This is a genomic window from Bartonella grahamii ATCC 700132 (assembly GCF_000518085.1).
GTDB classification, from domain to species: Bacteria; Pseudomonadota; Alphaproteobacteria; order Rhizobiales; family Rhizobiaceae; genus Bartonella; species Bartonella grahamii.
The window spans coordinates 1-19,740 of record NZ_JACX01000016.1; the positions used below are offsets into that span (position 1 = coordinate 1).

At 40.3% G+C, this 19,740-nt stretch carries 20 protein-coding genes and 1 other RNA gene; 9 read left to right on the forward strand and 12 right to left on the reverse strand.

What is annotated here, in order from left to right:
* Nucleotides 1-70: 70 nt before the first annotated feature.
* Nucleotides 71-442 carry a helix-turn-helix domain-containing protein gene (locus U736_RS0106280; RefSeq protein WP_026500489.1) on the forward strand — a complete coding sequence of 124 codons (372 nt, stop codon included), beginning with the start codon at nucleotides 71-73 and terminating at the stop codon, nucleotides 440-442.
* 431 nt (nucleotides 443-873) lie between these two features.
* Here U736_RS0106280 and U736_RS0106285 read toward each other — a convergent pair whose 3' ends face one another.
* From U736_RS0106285 to U736_RS12220, 6 genes are all read right to left on the reverse strand, one after another.
* A complete protein-coding gene (locus U736_RS0106285) occupies nucleotides 874-2,079 on the reverse strand; it encodes an MFS transporter (protein WP_244596091.1) in 1,206 nt (401 codons plus the stop codon).
* A 67-nt stretch (nucleotides 2,080-2,146) separates the two neighbouring features.
* Nucleotides 2,147-2,296, reverse strand: coding sequence for a hypothetical protein (locus tag U736_RS12215; RefSeq protein ID WP_155914980.1), 150 nt, complete (start codon nucleotides 2,294-2,296; stop codon nucleotides 2,147-2,149).
* 232 nt (nucleotides 2,297-2,528) lie between these two features.
* On the reverse strand, nucleotides 2,529-2,813 hold the full coding sequence (gene yacG, locus U736_RS0106295) for a DNA gyrase inhibitor YacG (protein WP_015856851.1): 285 nt from the start codon (nucleotides 2,811-2,813) through the stop codon (nucleotides 2,529-2,531).
* 21 nt (nucleotides 2,814-2,834) lie between these two features.
* Complete coding sequence (locus U736_RS0106300; RefSeq protein WP_015856852.1) at nucleotides 2,835-3,548, reverse strand: Maf family nucleotide pyrophosphatase; 714 nt, start codon at nucleotides 3,546-3,548, stop codon at nucleotides 2,835-2,837.
* Between the two features lie 234 nt (nucleotides 3,549-3,782).
* Nucleotides 3,783-4,001: a translation initiation factor IF-1 gene (infA, locus tag U736_RS0106310; RefSeq protein ID WP_004857577.1), complete on the reverse strand. Its 219-nt coding sequence runs from the start codon at nucleotides 3,999-4,001 to the stop codon at nucleotides 3,783-3,785.
* A gap of 967 nt (nucleotides 4,002-4,968) precedes the next feature.
* A complete protein-coding gene (locus U736_RS12220) occupies nucleotides 4,969-5,112 on the reverse strand; it encodes a hypothetical protein (RefSeq protein ID WP_155914981.1) in 144 nt (47 codons plus the stop codon).
* A gap of 862 nt (nucleotides 5,113-5,974) precedes the next feature.
* Between U736_RS12220 and U736_RS0106340 the strand changes: the two genes are divergently transcribed.
* Together U736_RS0106340 and U736_RS0106350 are read left to right on the forward strand one after the other, a co-directional pair.
* Nucleotides 5,975-6,340 carry a helix-turn-helix domain-containing protein gene (locus U736_RS0106340; protein WP_026500491.1) on the forward strand — a complete coding sequence of 122 codons (366 nt, stop codon included), beginning with the start codon at nucleotides 5,975-5,977 and terminating at the stop codon, nucleotides 6,338-6,340.
* A gap of 1,828 nt (nucleotides 6,341-8,168) precedes the next feature.
* Nucleotides 8,169-8,540 (forward strand): helix-turn-helix domain-containing protein, encoded by a 372-nt coding sequence (locus tag U736_RS0106350; protein WP_026500492.1) that lies wholly within the window; start codon nucleotides 8,169-8,171, stop codon nucleotides 8,538-8,540.
* Nucleotides 8,541-8,846: 306 nt separating this feature from the next.
* On the opposite strand, the gene U736_RS0106355 is transcribed toward U736_RS0106350, so the two are convergent.
* From U736_RS0106355 to U736_RS12810, 4 genes are all read right to left on the reverse strand, one after another.
* Nucleotides 8,847-9,056 (reverse strand): hypothetical protein, encoded by a 210-nt coding sequence (locus U736_RS0106355; protein ID WP_026500493.1) that lies wholly within the window; start codon nucleotides 9,054-9,056, stop codon nucleotides 8,847-8,849.
* Nucleotides 9,057-9,590: 534 nt separating this feature from the next.
* Nucleotides 9,591-9,734, reverse strand: a complete 144-nt coding sequence (locus tag U736_RS12225) for a hypothetical protein (protein WP_155914983.1) — start codon at nucleotides 9,732-9,734, stop codon at nucleotides 9,591-9,593.
* Nucleotides 9,735-10,435: 701 nt separating this feature from the next.
* Nucleotides 10,436-11,011, reverse strand: coding sequence for a disulfide bond formation protein B (locus U736_RS0106365; RefSeq protein WP_015856856.1), 576 nt, complete (start codon nucleotides 11,009-11,011; stop codon nucleotides 10,436-10,438).
* Nucleotides 11,012-11,021: 10 nt separating this feature from the next.
* Complete coding sequence (locus U736_RS12810) at nucleotides 11,022-11,174, reverse strand: DUF5993 family protein (RefSeq protein WP_015856857.1); 153 nt, start codon at nucleotides 11,172-11,174, stop codon at nucleotides 11,022-11,024.
* An 813-nt stretch (nucleotides 11,175-11,987) separates the two neighbouring features.
* Between U736_RS12810 and purE the strand changes: the two genes are divergently transcribed.
* Nucleotides 11,988-12,485, forward strand: a complete 498-nt coding sequence (gene purE, locus U736_RS0106375) for a 5-(carboxyamino)imidazole ribonucleotide mutase (protein WP_026500494.1) — start codon at nucleotides 11,988-11,990, stop codon at nucleotides 12,483-12,485.
* A 1-nt stretch (nucleotide 12,486) separates the two neighbouring features.
* Nucleotides 12,487-13,638, forward strand: coding sequence for a 5-(carboxyamino)imidazole ribonucleotide synthase (locus U736_RS0106380; RefSeq protein ID WP_026500495.1), 1,152 nt, complete (start codon nucleotides 12,487-12,489; stop codon nucleotides 13,636-13,638).
* 182 nt (nucleotides 13,639-13,820) lie between these two features.
* Here U736_RS0106380 and U736_RS12230 read toward each other — a convergent pair whose 3' ends face one another.
* A complete protein-coding gene (locus tag U736_RS12230; RefSeq protein WP_172607509.1) occupies nucleotides 13,821-13,988 on the reverse strand; it encodes a hypothetical protein in 168 nt (55 codons plus the stop codon).
* 2,591 nt (nucleotides 13,989-16,579) lie between these two features.
* On the opposite strand from U736_RS12230, the gene ykgO reads away from it, so the two are divergent.
* Together ykgO and U736_RS0106405 are read left to right on the forward strand one after the other, a co-directional pair.
* Entirely contained in the window at nucleotides 16,580-16,705 is a 126-nt protein-coding gene (gene ykgO, locus U736_RS11875; RefSeq protein ID WP_013545486.1) for a type B 50S ribosomal protein L36, read from the forward strand.
* Between the two features lie 141 nt (nucleotides 16,706-16,846).
* Entirely contained in the window at nucleotides 16,847-17,632 is a 786-nt protein-coding gene (locus tag U736_RS0106405; RefSeq protein WP_015856861.1) for a tetratricopeptide repeat protein, read from the forward strand.
* Nucleotides 17,633-18,018: 386 nt separating this feature from the next.
* Here U736_RS0106405 and U736_RS0106415 read toward each other — a convergent pair whose 3' ends face one another.
* On the reverse strand, nucleotides 18,019-18,264 hold the full coding sequence (locus tag U736_RS0106415; RefSeq protein WP_026500498.1) for a hypothetical protein: 246 nt from the start codon (nucleotides 18,262-18,264) through the stop codon (nucleotides 18,019-18,021).
* Between the two features lie 185 nt (nucleotides 18,265-18,449).
* Here U736_RS0106415 and ssrS point away from each other — a divergent pair.
* Together ssrS and U736_RS0106435 are read left to right on the forward strand one after the other, a co-directional pair.
* Nucleotides 18,450-18,610: non-coding RNA, 6S RNA (ssrS, locus tag U736_RS11880), on the forward strand.
* A 511-nt stretch (nucleotides 18,611-19,121) separates the two neighbouring features.
* A complete protein-coding gene (locus tag U736_RS0106435) occupies nucleotides 19,122-19,727 on the forward strand; it encodes a 5-formyltetrahydrofolate cyclo-ligase (protein WP_026500500.1) in 606 nt (201 codons plus the stop codon).
* The last annotated feature ends 13 nt before the right edge of the window (nucleotides 19,728-19,740 follow it).

The following is a 19,740-nucleotide window of genomic DNA, read 5'->3' on the forward strand; positions in this document are numbered from 1 at the left end:
CTAGAGCTCAGTACTTTCAGACTCCCGGAATACCAATGCGAGGGCGCTCGCAACCGGAGGGGGGCTTGAAGTGCCAACTAAAAATCCACATTTTATCGACATTTTGATAGGCAAAAGAATCCGTCACAGACGCATTTCAATAGAGCTTTCCCAAAAAGCATTAGGAAGCCATTTAGGCGTCAGTTTCCAACAAATCCAGAAATACGAAAAAGGCTTCAATCGTGTAAGCGTAGGGTGTTTACTCAAAATCGCTCAAAAACTAGAAGTTCCCATGAACTTTTTTTATGCAGACATTGTCACAAAAGAAGATATCTCAACAAAAGAAACTCTCTCACACCACGATCAAGAAACCTACAGCGAAAAAGAACAGGCACTTTTAAAAAACTTTAGAGAACTCAAATCGAAAAAACAAAAAGCAATCTTATGGTTGATTTCTGATTAAGCAAAAACGCAACGATCAATATATCCCCCCCTGCGTAAAATTTCCCATACCTGACATCATCCCCCCCAAAGAGTGATGTTTTACAGCATGATAGGATAATTCACGCGATAGTTCGTTTTCTGTTTCTGTTATCGCTTTAAGTCAAGCTGATTGAGGATCAGTGGCTGGGGTTTAAAGTTTGACTATTCATAGCAAAGCGGAATCACACAAAAATGACATCGTTACTCAAAACCATGTCTCCACTTGAGTTTACGAGACGGTGGAACAATATCGAGAAGGCAAAGCCCCGAAAAAAAACATATGAGCGGTTAAGTAAAAATCAAAAATTGAATCTATAACGTTGAAAAAGCTGCTCTATGTTGGATTATCTCCACGTCCTCTAAATCTCAGAAAAATGATTTAAAGCACATGTTTTATTGATGAACCAATCATTAAGAACGAACAATAGACAAAGAACGGTTCACCAATATCCTGATACCTAATAAACAGAATAATCCACTCAATCCAGAAAAAAGGAACAACTGCCCAGCCGAAGTGTGACCTAAAACAAACGCTCCAACAAAGGGAGCCACCAACATAGCTAAATTTTGTATAGACTGAACCCATCCAGAAGCCAACCCAATCTGTTCATTGAAATTGGTGACCAGATAAACATTAGAAGATATAGAAAAGTAAGCACTCACCATTCCAATAAGGAAAAAACAGAACAATAAAGTCTCAATATGGAGCAAATCCAAGTAAAAAAAGCACACAGAAATCAAGACAAAACAAACCATTGTTGACATTGCAGGCATTAACAACTCTGATATTTTACCTGTAAGGGGTTTATGCTTTGATTGTTTCACACTCCAAAACCCATAGAGGAAATTACCAATCGCCGAAGCGGATACCAGCATCCCAAGAGCCTGTTTATTCATTTTCAGTGCATTAAGGATAACAGGCAACTGATTATTCGCCATAAAGATCATGGCAAAATACACAAACATCACCGCCACATAAGTATACCAAGTTGTTCCATAAAGCCTCTGTTGTGATTTCATGGTGTTCGCTGTTTTTACCATAAGTGACGAGACAGGTTGTGCACCAATAAAACAAAACACGATAAAGCCTAGCAATGTCAGAAATCCAGAAAACAATAAAGTATATGTATCTGACAAAAATGCAGAGAGAGCACTCCCCAAAGCAGGTCCTATCATCTTTGCCATGCTATTGATCATATTAAGCACAGAATAGTAACGAGTCCGTTCGTGTTTAGGCACTGAATTTGCACTGAGAACGGAAATTGCAGGCATAGCAACACTATTGAATGTCGCTCGAACAACTGCCAGTATAATAAATCCTTGCAGACTCGTCGCCATCAATAAACCAACAGTGCATAACGCCCGTAACAACAACGATGCACGCAACCAATGGATCATATAACGGCTACCGACCAACATTCCAATTAGCTTCGACAGAACGATACCCGGTAATAATGTTGCCGCTCCAATAAAAGCGACATCATATTGATCAGCTTTCCAGATGAACACAGATACGGTCAAAATCACGATATAATCAATCCAGCCCCCAAATGACACCATGCCATTACCCAGCAAAAGCACCAACAAGCGATTTTTTGTTGCCCCGTCTATTTGCACCAAAACGCGCGCCCCTCTTTTTCCTTAGCAATACTTTAGCAATACTGATGAGATAATCAATCTTCCCTCACACCCTAAAGACATCAACAACCTTCCGCAACAAAGCACCAACAAGCGATTTTTTGTTGCCCCATCTATTTGCACCAAAACACGCCCCATCTTTTTCCTTAGCAATACTGATTGAATTATCAATCCTTCCCCCACACCCTAAAGGCATCAACGACCTTCCTGCAATAAAGAAATTTATAATTACAAAACCACTAGTGCTAAGTCTTAGATATATATTAAAACTTTCATCATTGATTGAACTTAATCTGCGTCTTTGCGAATGACGACAATAACCAAGCCGTTAATCCAGCTCTTGAATCCATTTACAAGTAATCCCGCGCGCCTCCCCTTAAGCTCCAACACAAAAAACGCTCTAAGCGTTCTCTCCTCAAGAGGACTCTTTATTCTTCTTCATCACTTTTCTGCGGCGGGGGCGGTAAAATATAAGCGCCTGAAAGCCAACGATTAAGATCAATGGCTCGGCACCGTGTGGAACAAAAAGGATAGGCGTTTTGTTGTGACATTTGACCACAAATAGGACAAGGATGCGGAGGACGAGTCTCTTTTTGCAAATTGAGCTCTTTTTTTTCTTGGCGCACCTTTGTCATCTGCTCCTTCATTAACTTTTCTTCTGTTCCTTTTTTTTCATTTTTGCTTTTTTCTTTTTGTTGCTTTTCACCTTGCATTGATCTTGCCTTAAAGTTTTTCTAATGCGTTTCTTCAACCCAATGAGTGAAAAGTGGATAGTGATAAGCGGTCAAGAGATCGACTGTTTCAGCCAAAGGCAATCCCACAACATTAGAATAAGAACCCGTGATATAGACAACAAAAGCACCGGCTTTTCCTTGGATAGCGTAGCCACCAGCTTTCCCTTGCCATTCACCAGAAGCAAGGTAAGCCTTCATCATGGAAGAAGTTAAGCGTCTAAAACGGACACGACTTTCAACCAATTTTACGGTTATTTTTCCATGTTCATTGAGTGCACAAACGGCGCCATAAACCTTGTGCGAACGCCCAGAAAGGTATCGCAAACATTCATAAGCCTCATCTTCACCCTCTGGTTTAGGGAGAATGGTACGCCCCACAGCCACCACCGTATCAGCAGCCAAGATAATCGTTTTCTGTTGAGGTAATTCTTCTTGACCATTCTGCAACTCTTCTTGACCATTCTGATTGTACCAGCGCAAAATTTCTTGGGCTTTCAGCGCTTTTTCTTTTGCCAAACGTTTGGCAAGATTTGCAGGATGTTCTTTTAATTTTGGCGTTTCATCAATATCGCTTGCACAAACCTGCTGAGGATCAATCCCTATTTGTGCTAAGAGCGCTAAACGTCTTGGCGAAGCAGAAGCAAGCACCAAATGAATTCCTTCTGTAAGAGCATCTGCCAAACGTTTTTTCCCCCACTCTCTTATATTTTTCATTTCCACCCCTTCACAATCGACTTCCCTCTCGCCCCTTTTAAACGCCCTCTTTTACGCGCCCCCTTTTTAAACGCCATTAATCTCCTTGATCTTTTTCCGCATTGATTTTACAGTTTTTCAATGCCATTCACACACTCCCCTTTTTTCACTCATGAAAAGCAAGCTTTAAAACTGTTAAAAAATAATAGAAATAACATGATGGCTTTTACAAAAAAGCGCAAGCCACCCCTTAGGCTACTTATAGCGATATGTAATGCGCCCTTTTGTCAAATCATAAGGTGTCATTTCCACCATGATTTTATCACCTGCCAACACGCGAATACGATTTTTCCGCATTCTACCAGCAGTATGCGCAATAATTTCATGATCATTTTCCAGTTTCACACGAAACATTGCGTTCGGTAAGAGTTCAGTAACAATACCAGAAAATTCTAAAACTTCTTCTTTTGACATAAACAAACATTTCCTTTACAGTGCACATATTTTGTTAAGCTGTGCGTTATTTCCAGCGTTCATATCCTATTTTCTTGAGTTTGTGAATAAAAATTCAACAAAAAGAGAAAGGTTTTTCAAGTTTACTCTCTCATGCGCTCAAAAAGCATCACCACACATATCACCACAGATATTGAGGCTCAAAACTTTCTCTCCATCAATTTTACCCACCCATTTCCTCCAATTTTTATGATGATCTTGATTTCAGAGTGACGAGAAATTACGCTAAAATTTCTCCCCCTCAAGCGTTTTTCCAATGCCTCTGACTATCCCCCCACGACTTACAAACAATCCTCATCCCTCCAACTTTCCCTCACCTTCCGCCTTCCACACCCTAAACACGCGCCATTTGGATAAATGCAAACACCTCTCCCCCCATCCAGAAGCCCTCTCCTTTTTTCAAAAACATCCTTTCACACATCTATCCACGACATGCTCCACAGCCTCTCTCCACTCTCTATGCATTTCCCGTACAAGCCTTGACCCATTTTTCCTCTCTCCAAACATTTCATCTAAGCTATCCTCTATTTATGTTGCTCTCCCACCTTAAAAACACGATCCCTATACATTCCGTCTCATTAACCACAACGCCCCTAACGACATAAAACCTTTTCCTTTTTTACACATTTACGTTTTCACGCTTTTACACATTTACAGAAAGCAACCAAATGAAACTTCCACACCACCAACCCCACACCACTCTATAAACAATACCAGACAACCCAGCTTCTTACCCAACACCCCCTATAAACTTCAGATCCCCCACGCACTTCAGATCCCCCCCCTCAAATGACACCACTTCATTAAGTACCATAAAAGCCAAGCCTATCTCCTCACGCCATCCTTCACGCATCCCCTTCGCACCACCGTCTCTTATCCACCCCCTCTAATCTGTTCGTTCCCATTCCCCACACCCTCTCCTCTCCCGTCAATCTGCCTCCGCTTCATCCCAGCTTACCACTCCATTCACAGAGACTCTTCCCTCCACTCCTCTCATCACATTCCATGCCATGCCAAAAGCATACACAATGCACAAATCCTCCATTTCTTTTTCACGAATATACGTTTTCACGCCTTTACACATTTACAGAAAGAAGCCAAATGAAACTTCCACCCCGCGCTGCTCTGAAAACAATGCTCGGCATCCCAGCTTCTTACCCAACACCCCCTATAAACTTCAAACCACCCCCCCTCAAACGAGACTGTTTCATCAGACCAGACAAGGAAATCCAGCCTAAATATTCATCGCACTCTAAAAAAACCTTGATAAATTGATATGCCTGATATCACCACCCCTATAAGCTCCTCTTCTAATTATGATTTCGGAGCCGCGTGAGAGGGTGAGTTCCACCGTGTCAGCCTGTGGAGAGGAAGGCTCTGGCCAATATCCTGTGACTTTGGTGAAACCAGCCTCGAAGAAGCAGGAAATCAACAGTATATTTAATCAGAAATGATTATATTTACATAAGTTTGATAGAACGGACAAAACAAAGCCGTTAGGTTCTTTTGTCAAGGACGCGTTAGGCGCCCTTGTAAGGGTTTCCTTGACCTTAAGAACCAAGACTTGTTAGTCTCCTCATTAAACGCGGTCTGATCTCATGATTTTGGTGAGCGTTCCGGAGAGTTTGAGAGGCGGAAAGCCTCTCATTAAAAAATAAAGTTTATAAATAAAAACTATTTTTATTTGCCAATCTCCTGAAATTACTTTATCACTTAAAAGATATTTTGATCGTCTACGCAGCGATCAAGAGGGAAAACAAGCCCTAAACCCTAGCGTACAATTGAACCCACTTTCGTGGGGGCCCCGGGATTCCGGGAGTTTTTGCTATGTCCAGGTGTGATGAGCACTAAAAGCAAAAAGCTGAGTCAAGTCAGTGTTTTCAGACTCCCGGAATACCAATGCGAGGGTGCTCGCAACCGGAGGGGGGCTTTAAGTGCAAACCAAAAATCCAAATTTTATCGATATTTTGATAGGGAAAAGAATTCGTCATAGACGCATTGCAATGGGACTTTCCCAAAAAGAATTAGGAAGCCATTTAGGCGTCAGTTTCCAACAAATCCAAAAATATGAAAAAGGCTTAAATCGTGTAAGCGCAGGGTGTTTGCTGGAAATCGCTCAAAAACTAGAAGTTCCCATGAGCTTTTTTTATGCAGACATTGCCACAAAAGAAAATCTTTCAACACATGCCTCACACTATGATCAAGAAACATACAGCGAAAAAGAACACACCCTTTTAAAAAACTTTAGAGAACTCAAAGCGAAAAAACAAAAAGCAATTTTGTGGCTGATGTCTGATTAAGCAAAAGAGTAACAATTGACATTATTTGCCAATATCCAACTCCCCCTATAAACTTCAGATCACCCACCCCTCAAAAGATGATGTTTCATCAAACGCGACAGATACGTCCTATTCTAAAATATTCTTGCCCCTTCACCACCCTAAAGTAAGATCACTGAAAGCACCGATCAATCCCTCTTCAAAAGGCAACTTTCCCCCTCTATTTCCTCACACCCTCTTCATTCCCTCACACCTTCTCCTCTCTCGTCAATGCACCCGCCTCTTCATCCAAACTTCCCCTCCCTTCACAGACCCCTTCATCCTCAAACCCTCTCTTCTCTCTCATCAACGCACCCCCGCCTCTTCATCCAAACCCCTCTCTTCACAGACTCTTCATCCCTCACACCCTCTCTTCTCTCTCGTCAATGCACCCGCCTCTTCATCCAAACTTCCCCTCCCTTCATAGACTCTTCATTCCCCAAACCCCAATCTTCTCTCTACATTCCATGCCATGATAAAATCACACACCACGCATAAAGTCGCAGCTTCCTTTTTTACACATTTCCGTTTTTACGCTTTTACACATTCACAGAATAAAGCCAAATAAAATTCCCACACCACCAACCCCGCACTGCTCTGAAAACAATGCTCGACATCTCAGCTTTTTACCCAACACCCCCTTAAACTTCAGCTCATCCCCCCCTCAAACGAGACTGTTTCATCAGACCAGACAAAGAAATCCATCCTAAAATATTCATCACACTCCAAAAAAACACCTTGATAAATTGATATGCCTGATATCACCACCACCCCAAATAACGCCGTTTTATGACATATTAATTTCTCTTGCCAATCTCCTGAAATTACTTTATCACTTAAAAGATATTTTGATCGTCCACGCAACGATCAAGAGGGAAAACAAGCCCTAAACCCTAGCGTACAATTGAACCCACTTTCGTGGGGGGCCCGGGATTCCGGGAGTTTTTGCTATGTCCAAGTGCTTTAAGCACTAAAAGCAAAAAAACTGACTAGGGTTCAGTACTTGTGACTCCCGGAATACCAATGCGAGGGCGCTCGCAACCGGAGGGGGCTTGAAGTGCCAACTAAAAATCCATATTTTTCGACATTTCTATAGGAAAAAAACGCGATTTATAATCCATATTTCGCACTTTTTTAAAAAGTACCCAATCTTATAGTCTTTGAGATTATTTTGGTTTTTCTTGCCAATTTTCTGAAATTACTTTATCACTTAAAGTGTAATTTTGGTCGTCTACGCAGCGATCAAGAGGGAACTGAAAGCCCTAAGCTCTAGCGTAAAAATGAACCCACTCTTGCGGGTATCCCGGAATTCCGGGAGATTTTGCTATGTCCAGGTGCGATGAGCACTAAAAGCAAAAAGCTGATTAAGCTCAGTACTTTTAGACTCCCGGAATACCAATGCGAGGGCGCTCGCCCCCAGCGGGGGGCTTGAAGTGCAAACCAAAAACCCACATTTTATCGACATTTCTGATTAAGCAAAAACACGATTTATAATCCATATTTCACACTTTTTTAAAAAGTACCCAATCTTATAGTCTTTGAGATTATTTTGATTTTTCTTGCCAATCTTCTGAAATTGCCTTATGAAAGAATACTGTAATTTTGATCGTCTACGCAACGATCAATAGGGAAGACAAGCCCTAAGTCCGAGCGTACAATTGAACCCACTTTTGTGGGTGTCCCGGGATTCCGGGAGATTTTGCTATGTCCAGGTGCGATGAGCACTAAAAGCAAAATGCTGACTCGGACTCAGTACTTGTTACTCCCGGAATACCAATGCGAGGGCGCTCGCAACCGGAGGGGGCTTGAAGTGCGAACCAAAAATCCAAATTTTATTGATATTTCTATAGGTAAAAGAATTCGTCACAGACGCATTTCAATGGGACTTTCCCAAAAAGAATTAGGAAGCTATTTAGGTGTCAGTTTTCAACAAATCCAAAAATACGAAAAAGGCTTAAATCGTGTAAGCGCAGGGTGTTTACTCGAAATCGCCCAAAAACTGGATGTTCCCATAAGCTTTTTTTATGCAGACATTGCTACAAAAGAAGATATCTCAACAAAAGAAACTCTCTTACACCACGATCAATACACCTATAGCGAAAAAGAACACACCCTTTTGAAAAACTTTAGAGAACTCAAAGCGAAAAAACAAAAAGCAATCTTGTGGCTGATGTCTGATTAAGCAAAAGAGTAACAATTGACATTATTTGCCAATATCCAACTCCCCCTATAAACTTCAGATCACCCACCCCTCAAAAGATGATGTTTCATCAAACGCGACAGATACGTCCTATTCTAAAATATTCTTGCCCCTTCACCACCCTAAAGTAAGATCACTGAAAGCACCGATCAATCCCTCTTCAAAAAGCAACTTTCCCCCTCTATTCCCTCACACCCTCTCTTCTCTCTCATCAACGCACCCTCGCCTCTTCATCCCAACCCCTCTCTTCATAGACTCTTCATCCCTCACATCCTCTCTTCTCTCTCGTCAATGCACCCGTCTCTTCATCCAAACTTCCCCTCCCTTCACAGACCCTTCATCCTCACACCCTCTCTTCTCTCTCATCAACGCACCCGCCCCTTCATCCAAACCCCTCCCTTCACAAATGCATCCCCCTAGTTCTCTGACCACATTCCATGCCATGCCAAAAGCATACACACAGCACAAATCCTCCGCATCACTTTTACAGATATACATTTTTACGCTTTTACGTTATTACAGAAAGCAGAAAATCTGTAAAAAATGCATTACACAATAACGCTTTCAACAACTGTCTTTAAAATCTCACCTCCCTTTTCATTTAAATCCCCCTATTTTCACTTAAATCATAGGTATAAACCGCCCTATTATTTGCATTGACCAGCATAAAATTTTTCGACAAATTCTAGCTATCAAAAGGGTTCATAAGAAGCATTTTACGACTTTTAAAAGATTTTTTATTTACATCCAGTGCTTTCTTGTAACGTACGAGAATACATTTAATTGATTGACTATAAGAAAATTTGAAATGAGAGAACCTTTTCGTTTTTCTCATTCAACATCCGCAACGATAACTTATCCTTATAAATCACCGTATTTTTTCGTAAGACAAAACGCACAAAACACAATATACTTGCGTTGCATATTCACACGCTTGTTTTAAAGAAAAATCTCTCAACGCTCATCACACCCATTTCGCAAACGCTATCCATAAAGGCATGGAAAAACCCCCATGAAGGGAATAAAATCCATTCAACCCTCCCTATCTTTACGTTTATGGAGGAACACACCGGCAGCATCACAAAAACTCTGCCAGCTCCCAATGTTGCGGACAACCTTCAGTTCAAGAGACAATTCATTAAAGGCATGGCTTTCTTGTACAGTTTTGACCCACATGACCCACTCACTTATGATGTGCAAGCAAGTCATTTTAATTGATTCAATATGAGAAAACGGGTGATGAGAAAATCTTATTATATTCAGCGTTGTGATTCAAGTTGAAAATGATGATTTATCATTATAAATCAACATATTAACAAAAAAGAGAGTCATCCAGACGCTTTATTTTTTCTAAAAAAGGCTTCACACTGAAAAAAACATCTAAAAATTAGATAAAAAAAAAGGTTTGCCTCTAATAAACAAACCCCTGTAGAAAATTATTCAGATAATTTTCAAAATTTTAAATTAATCCCTCTAAAAGCAGCAAAGATACTTCAGAAGCATCAAAATGAATACAAGAACTTATTTAACACAACGTTAAGAAAAATCAAGAAGAAAAAAATTTTATCGTTAATGCACCTTTAAAAAACGAGGCTTCTTAACCCACGCAGCTCAACAATTTGGGGCTGCCCTATAAACGCCTCCGACCAAACCCTTCATCTCCCTCAAAAGACCGTATAAAAGGTTCACAGAGCAAGTCTTCGCTAAAAAATACCAATCGCAAGCGCTCATAAAAGCCAGTGTTGGCATAAAAGATCAGATTATCGAATAATCTTGCTGAAATGTCTTCCCAATCAATAAAAAAGAAGCGGACTTTTAAATATTTCCGCCTCTTTAACAATAAAACCATGATGAGGGATTATTTAAAAATTTCAAGACTATGAAGGGAACCAATTTGATAACAATTCATACCTTACAGGATCATCGGCACATTGTCCACCACCACATTCCAGTATGGTAGAAATCAAATTTGCCGCAATCAAAAACACAAATAAAAAACTTGCCGTTTTACTCAAGAATGGAAAAGGAGAAAATTCTTTGAACTTGTGTGCCAATTCGCCTAAAATCATGACAAATGAGACAGCAAAGATACAAAGGACAGAAATAATGAAGGCCCAAGTATAAAAATGCAATCCAAAGAACGTTGAACCATATCCCAAATCATCAGGTGTTATGTGCAAAAACACTTGCCGTGCTGCAACGGCACTCGTTACCATACAACCGAGAATAACCATACCATAATGGGTATTTTTCACCTTATGGTGAATATTGAGCAAGAACCCACAACCTGCCAGCATCAATCCAACGCGCTGTAGCAAACAAAGGGGACAAGGTAACTCAAACTTTACCAATTGATAATAAAAAGCCACCACCAAAACAATGGATAACCCAATGAGTCCTAGCGTATTCATAAAGATGACGAAGTGAGGATTTTTTTGTTCAACTTGTTCCATGGCTATTCTCTCAAAAAGATAAATTTAAAGTAGAAGTTGCGTGATGATTGAAAGTGAGAAGAATGACAACGAATAAAATTGCCCACAAAGCATAACTTATATTTTTTTTGCCATACATAGTCGTTATTGCAGTACCTAAAGCGATTAAAAATGGAAAAAACATAGCTTTAAATCTCCTTTACATCTGGTGTTTAACTCTTAATTTATTTCAGCTTCCACCATTATTACAAAATTGGGCAAAAAAGAGACCATGGATTTATTATTCACAATTCGTCATTCACTTTTCTTGTCATACTATCTAAGTGAAAAAACAAAGAACCATATAATCGCTAAGAAACACATCTCAACAAAAGCACAAAAGCGCTGATTATTCGCTTCCCTTTATATCAGCTATTATTAAAGATATATCAACGATTACAAAGAGCATATTCCCCCACTCAATTAAAAGAATCACTTGAACAGCAAAATAAATAGCCTTTGAAATTAAGAGATCGATATCTCTTTTTTCTCAAAAAAATATCCTCACTTTGCAACGCATTTTCGCCATAAAAATCTCTTTTTCTCATGAGCAATTTTTCAAATTGCAGCAGATTTCATAATATATGGTGACCATGTTTATTTTGGCAAATAAAAATGAGACATTTTTAAAAAAACGTACAATCAATGGCTTTCCCCTAATATATTTTTTCCTCTTACCTTAAATAAACGACAATCCCGCAGCTCAACAGCCTCATAGGTCCAATACCACCCCTTAACACCTCCCCTCAAAATTCATCCCTCCCCCTCAAAAGAAGTGCTTCATAACCTTCAATACTTTAATTTTTCATCTCTCAAAATCCCCCTTTAAATTTTTAGCTTTCCATCTTATTTGAAAAATAACTGTTTCTCTGTCATCAATTGGCTTTGCAAAGAGAATATAAAACTTTAAAAAAAATAATGATAAAGAATCGCATTGAACCTTTGAAAAGGATGGTGAATGATGAAAAAATCATGTGATGTCGCGATTTTAATGGGGAGCCAATCGGATTGGCAAACGATGTGCCATAGTGCAGATGTTTTGACAAATCTTGGTATTTCTCATAGTTCGCATATTGTCTCAGCACACCGAACTCCTGAACGCCTTTATCAATTTGCAAAAGAAGCAAAAGACGCAGGATTTAAAGTTTTAATTGCCGGTGCAGGGGGTGCAGCGCATCTTCCTGGTATGCTAGCAGCCCTTACGCCTCTTCCTGTTTTTGGCGTTCCAGTGCACTCTCATTCTCTTTCTGGTCAAGATTCTTTGCTTTCAATTGTGCAAATGCCAGCAGGGATACCCGTTGGCACATTAGCAATTGGCAAAGCAGGTGCAATTAATGCAGCACTTTTAGCCGCTGCCGTTATGGCCATTTATGATCATGATCTCGCCCAGCGATTACAAGATTGGCGTCAACAACAAACAGCCAATGTCGCCAAAACGCCTGTAACGGAGGTTTAAAATGGCACCGTTTTCCAACACGCCCCCCTCATCCAACACGCCACCCTCATCTAACACCCCCTCACCTAACATGTTACCTCCAGGCAGCGTCATTGGTTTAATCGGCGGCGGACAGTTAGCACGGATGCTCGCCATAGCGGCCGCAGAATTAGGATTTCGAACAGTTATTTTTTGCCCTGAAGCCGATTGCCCAGCCGCTCAAACAGCAAACAGCCATATTATTGCCTCCTATGACGATACATCAGCTTTAGATCATTTTATTTCTCAGTGTGATGTTGTCAGCTATGAATTTGAAAATCTTTCGCTTCAAACGGTTCAATATGTAGAGAAGAGTAAGCCTGTTTATCCTTCTTCCAAAGCATTAGAGATCACGCAAGATCGACTTTTTGAGAAGCAATTTTTGCGCGATCAAGGGATTGGCACCGCCTCATGGTATGCTGTTGACAATTCTTCTTCTCTTCTTTCTGGTCTCGATGCCTTAGGCGAACGTGGTCTTTTAAAGACGCGTCGTTTTGGTTATGACGGAAAAAACCAGATCAAACTTGACCGCCCCAATGAACAAACCCGTAACGAAGCCTTAAGGACTTTTCAGGAGCAGCCTTGTATTTTGGAAGAAATAGTTCCTTTTTTATCAGAAATTTCGGTTCTCTCGGCTCGCACAAAACAAGGGGAACATATTTTTTATGATTGCCCTGAAAACCAACATAAAAACGGAATTCTTCATAAATCCTTTGTTCCATCACATATTCCACTTGACGTGCAAAAATCAGCCCAAGAAATCAGCCTAACAGTAATGAATGCGCTCGATTATGTTGGTGTTCTTTGTATTGAGTTTTTTGTCTTAACGGATGGTCATCTTTTAGTAAATGAACTCGCGCCGCGTGTCCATAATTCTGGTCATTGGACACAAAAAGCATGCATAACTTCACAATTTGAACAGCATATCCGTGCTATTTGCGGACTTCCCTTAGGCAGCACATACCGTCATAGCGATTGCCAAATGACAAATCTTCTTGGGAACAATTTAAGCACGTTAAAATATTTTCTCACGCAAGAGCGCACCTCAATCCATTTATATGGCAAAAGCACTGTTCAACCCTACCGCAAAATGGGGCATGTCATCCAATTAATGGGACCAGTGAGCAAATCTTAACGCTCACACATAAAAACGCTTTTGCCCCCAATGAACTGAAAAACAACCTCTCCCCTCACACCGATATCCAGCGGTTCAAATCGCGCGCACCCCTAACCTTTTAACTTTCCCCTGACATAGCGCGCGCGCCCTACAAGTCCTGCTCTTTTAAAAACATCACCTCTTCTCGCCCACAAACTGCTTCACATCTCATCCACCCTCAAAAACAAATCTTCATTCCACACCGATTGACTATCCATGCGGCTCAACAAACGCTCCCCCCCTTTCAACCCTTCTTTCCCACCCAAAACTCTGTCCCCCTCTTCATCCAACACCCCCCCCTCATCCAACATGTTACCTCTAGGCATCATTATTCTCCCATGATAACGGCAGCCCCTTCATTTTTCTTTTAATCCCAATCTTTAGGAAATAAACTGATCTATTGCGCCCATAGATACCAATCCACGATGCGCTTTTATTGCCTCTAGCTTATCTTCTTATGTTTATTCTTACACAAAAGCATTTTCACAAAAGCATGAGTTTTGTTTTCTCATAAAATCGCTGAGAGGTAAAACCTATTACTCTCCCCAAACAACTCTCGCAAACGCAGCCCAATATTGATCAGAAGATAGCCCCTCCAGCATAGCAACTTTCCTCTCTCTCTTTCTCTTTTTTCCTTAACGGATAGAGGGCTTTCTCCTTTTGTTCATCCGCTCCACATCTTTCTCGAAAAAGTTTTCCTCAACGTCCCTCAACAGCTTAAATTTCTTCTTTACAGATCAATTTTTCTTCTCTCACGCTCCCCCTCTTTTCAGCGCATCAATTTTCCCACCTTTTCTTTAAATTATAAGGCGCATTACCACCGTATAATGCTCACTGGTTTTATGGCATATCTTTATTGCATCCCGCACAGTTCTTTATGAACTCCCTTATCGTAAGCGTACTTTGTTTACGCATACTCTCACCCACAAAAGACTCTCTGTAACTCTCTATCCTGCTCAACAATGACATTCGTCAAGACCATCAGACCCGCAAACACTTCACGAAGTTCCCTCAATTTTCGCGCTGCAAGCTTCTTTGAAGAGCACCTAATAGCACCCTTAATTGACTAAGTATAAATGTTTGTTTTATTATCCTGATAAAGCTAAATTATACTTGTTTATACTATCGTTTTAATACTATCATTGCCTTTAAAACGCTCATTTAGCGAAAAAATACTTCATTTCTAAAAATAATGAAGCAACTTTAAATGAGGCACAGCCTGTTCCTCCCCAAAAAAACGGAGAGGGGGTCCATTCAGACACATGCTATTCCTCTTTCTTTTAACCTTTCGTAAACCCATTGTTCTCGTAACGAAAGTCTTCGCAATAGGCTTTTTATTAATGACAGGAATTCTTTGTCTAGTATACCTCGCGGGAGGAAGAGAGTCCCTGCCCCTATCGGTCGGGATACCAATGATCATTACATCAGCTCTCTTTGGCATTGGCAACATGTATATAAATTGGTATTATGACATACTTTTATTACGTCTCTCCCCAGACAATGTGAACCTTTCACTCTTTCAATAAACATCATCATAGACACCCTTGGGAAGGTCACATTTTTCTACAGCATGGATATTAAAAGGAATTCAAACTATCCACATTCAAGAGCCAAAGTGTATTCTCAGTATACTGGCTCCCTCACCGGATAATTTGAATTCCCCATCCGCTTGACAATATCCAGCAATCCACCCCACGTAGAAATACACGTAGAAATCATTGGGGTGCAAAAAATCATAAGCTATTGCCTTCAAAGAGAAATTTATGCATAATCTTTCACTCTAACAGCACAGATTTGATCCCTCATTAAAAGTGCCAAGCGCGCCGCTCCGTTCCTGATCTCTACGTCAAAGATATAATCACAGGATATGATTACAGCACTAAGCCTATCCATTCCCAAACATCCTCTTCACCCCTCACGTAAAATAAAAACCTCAAACAGAAGATACTTGTATTACCAATTTACGCGCTTATTTTAACACGCGCTTATTTTAAAGAAACATTTGGCCAATGCACATTGCCACCACTTCACAACAACCCCCTATCATAGAGTATAAAAGCTCTCGGGTAAAATAGCTTAAACATTCATAGTGCAACCACCCTCTTCAAGCTTATAAAGCGTAAACGCCAGCCTCATCACACCGTTTTGCCAGTCCCCAATGTTGCAACACTCTCTTGCACTTGAAAGCATTTATAAAAAAACCGTACTCTTCAAGTGTTTTTACCCATACACCAATCCCGCTTGTGATACGCAAGCAGCAAATGCTATGGTTAAAGATGCACAGATTGGCAATGAAAAAACCTTAACACTATGCGAGACTCTTAAGTTTGCTATGTTTACTATGAACAGTAGAACTTGATCCTTATCAATTCATCCCTTTATGTCTTCATCATGCAATTTATTTTCTAGGTTTTAAGAGCAAACTTTAAGACCTCACACACTAACAAAAAACACCTCATGGTATAAATTTTACATAAGCCTTCTACACCGCCTAAACGATGATATTTTACGGAAAAACAGGTTTCTCTTCTCACAAATGAGAAGCTTTTACTTGTTTCCACTTTTTATTCTTCTTTTTTGCGAGAATATTTTTACCTTCAAGGCAACCATTAACACACTATAGGAAATGTATAATACACCCTTGACAAGAATAAGACTTCTTGTTAGATCTTTCTTACTTTTTTTGCAATTTTCACTTATTCGTTGTGCTAATGAAGTGTGTCAATGCGTGCCTTAAGAGTGCGCTTTTCTTTTTGTGATCACAGTGAAAAAGTGTGTCGTGTGATATTATGATGCAGATACGATATCGCAGTGCAATGTTCACAGAGTGAACAGTGTATTGGGGTTTTGGTATTGTATTTTCGTGTTTTAATGTTGTATTATAGTGTTGTGTTACATAAACTGTTTAACGGTGAATATGATGAAAATTAAAAATTCGCTTAAAGCACTAAAGGAGCGCCACCGTAACAATCGTTTGGTGCGTCGTAAGGGTCGTATTTATATTCTTAATAAAACGAACCCACGTTTTAGAGCGCGTCAGGGCTAATTCTTTTAGGATTAATGTTTTTATGCCTACTTTTTGTAGGCTTAAAAATTTTTTCTTAAAGTTTTTTTGGTTATAAGTCCGTTGGTTACGAGTCCATTGTTTGATAATATTTGGTGATTTATCTTTTGGGGGCTTGTTTTTATGGATTCTTCTATTTTTCTAAAAGCTTTTCGATTTTTTCAGCTGCGTTTTTTCTGTATTTTCCAGCGCATTTTTTTTCTTTTCTTTGTTGGCATTTTTTGTTTTGTTCCCTCGAGCTATGGGCAAAATCCTCCTTCGCTTCCTGAAGATCGTCCTTCTCCACAATCGCTTTTACCATTAGATGATCTTATTCCCAATTCTCCAGCCCCTTCCTCAATGCCCTCTGATTCTGATTTGTCTGCGATTACTCTTGAAGATTTTGACAAAGAGCAGCTTTCCCATGTTGACAGAGTTAAGCAACGCAAAGAAGCCGAAATTTTACGTTTACTGAAAGAGTTGAAATATTGTGCTGATGTTTCTCAAGCGAAAAAGATCAGTCAACAACTTCAACATTTATGGTCCCAATCGGGGAGCGAGACGATTGATCTTTTAATGTCATGGGCTGAAAATGCAATCAGTAGCGACGATTATGGACTTGCACTTGATTATATTGATAATGCTATTGCACTTTTACCTACTCACGCTGAAGCTTGGGTAAGACGTGCTTGGATTCACATTCAACTAAACGATTTCAAGCTTGCCATGCTTGATCTCAACCATGCTCTTAAACTTGAGCCGCGCAACTATATAGCTTTTTTTGAACTTGGCGTCACCATGGAAGCAACAGAGCGTCCAAAACTTGCCATTAAAGCTTATGAAACAGCATTAGAGTATTACCCCCAAATGCGGAGGATTCAAAAGCGCGTGCAAGCTCTGTTAGACGAACAATCACCGCAATCTCTTTGAAACCATTCAAGAACGAGACGCTTTACGACATCCTTTCAAACTTAGATAAAACGCAAGCCAGCTTTACATTCCACTCAATAAACTAAAAGCCCCCTGCTTATAACCACGCCATCACCCGCCACTCCACCACAATTGACCCCACTCCAAGCAATTGACAATGTCTTTTTTGAATTTTAACCTTTTTTGTATTAAAGGCAGTTTCCAAACACTTCCAATATACCCCCTTAAAGAATTTCTTCTCATAGCAAACAAACGCTACACGCTTGAGTCCTCCCACCTCTTTTTTCACATCCCTCCATTATGGATAAAAAGATGACAAAACACGATCCTCAAAAAATATTTTTTGAAAAAAGCTTAAAACATCGCTGAGCACCTCTGATAAACTATCATCGTCTGTTTTTATTTTTATGAGCTTCAACCATAGCAGCACATAGCCGTATCGGCTCTACCCCACCCCTCAAAGTTGGTAAAATAGCACTGAAATATTCCCCATGAGACAAAAACTTCAAAGACGCAACGTCAGTTAAACAAACATCCTTGAATAAGAAATATTCCCCTTCAAAGCTCCTCCAAGCATTCTCGCGAAACATAAAAATCAAGCGATTGCCAATAAACCGTTCTGCGTCACTCAATCACCCACCCCTACTCATATTTTTTGCTTTTTTTACTTTGAATAAAGCATTCTATATATCATACAGCCATTTCCAGCAGCCACCAGCAAGATTGTAAAACCATCTTGAAAAAACTTTATGAAAAATAAGAGATTGCGGTTATTTTATCTCTAGCAGAAACTCTGAAATTGTTTTATATTAAGGAGGGTGTTCTGCGCTTCTCGACAGGAAATAACGTATTCCTGAGACCTTAGTGATCTCCAAGGGAGCTGTCCCTGATCAAGCCCGTGGGCTTTTTCATATGGCGCCCACCTATTTGTATAGGTTCCCGGGATCAGCTTTTTCCATCGGCTGTTGTGGATCACCCTTTTTTACATCAAAATTTTTCCAGATAAAAATTGAGAGCATCCTTTTACATAAGACCAATGACGATACTCTCTTTTCAAGAAATAAAAATTACGTTGAGCTTTATTTTATAAAAAAGACAGCACTTACAAAAAAATCCCCTCTGTGAATCTGCTTCATCCCTTGGCACGCAAGCAACGCAAAAGCGATTTGTTGCATCAAGATGCCCTAACACAAGCACGCACATTTTTTCATGAGCACAGCTCTTGTCCAGACAGAGATTTACAAAACGCCAACAATGGATAAAATGCCAGCATCTTATAAAACAACTGGCGAGACAATGACACATAATCCCCCTGTGAATCTGCTTCATCCCTTCGCACGCAAGCAGCGCAAAAGCAGTTTATCGCACCAAGATGCCCTAACACAAGCACGCACATTTTTTCATGAGCACAGCTCTTGTCCACACAGAGATTTACAAAACGTCAACAATAGATAAAATGCCAGCATCTTATAAAACAATTGGCGAGACAATGACACATAATCCCCCCTGTGAATCTGCTTCATCCCTTCGTACACAGCAGCGCAAAAGCGGTTTATCGCGTCGTGATGCTCTTTTAATAGAAGAGCGCGCACTCTTTTCGCAGCGTGCTTGTTGCCACTTTATTGAATACCTTGAAAAAAAGGGAACAGATTTTTCACGCCTCATTTTAGCAGGCTATTGGCCCATTAAATCGGAAATTGATCCGCGTCCTTTACTGGATGCTGTAGCGTTACGCGGTGGGCATTTAGCCTTACCAGCAGTGCTTGATTCCACCACCATGATTTTCCGTGCATTTTCGTCCAGCACGATTTTAGAGCCCATGCGCTTTGGCACCTTTGGTCCAGGTGCAGACAGTAGCGTTGTTGTCCCCAATAATATTATTGTTCCGCTTTCTGCGTTTGATCGTCAATGTCACCGTCTTGGCTATGGAGGTGGATATTATGACCGTGCGATTGAAGCTCTTGAAAAACAAGGACATCAAATGACATTATGGGGCATAGGATTTTCATGTCAGGAGGTTTCCTCTATTCCCGCAGCAGAACATGATCTACAGGTACAGGGAATTTTTACAGAAAAAGGTTTCTTAAAATGTTAAAATGTGATTAAAG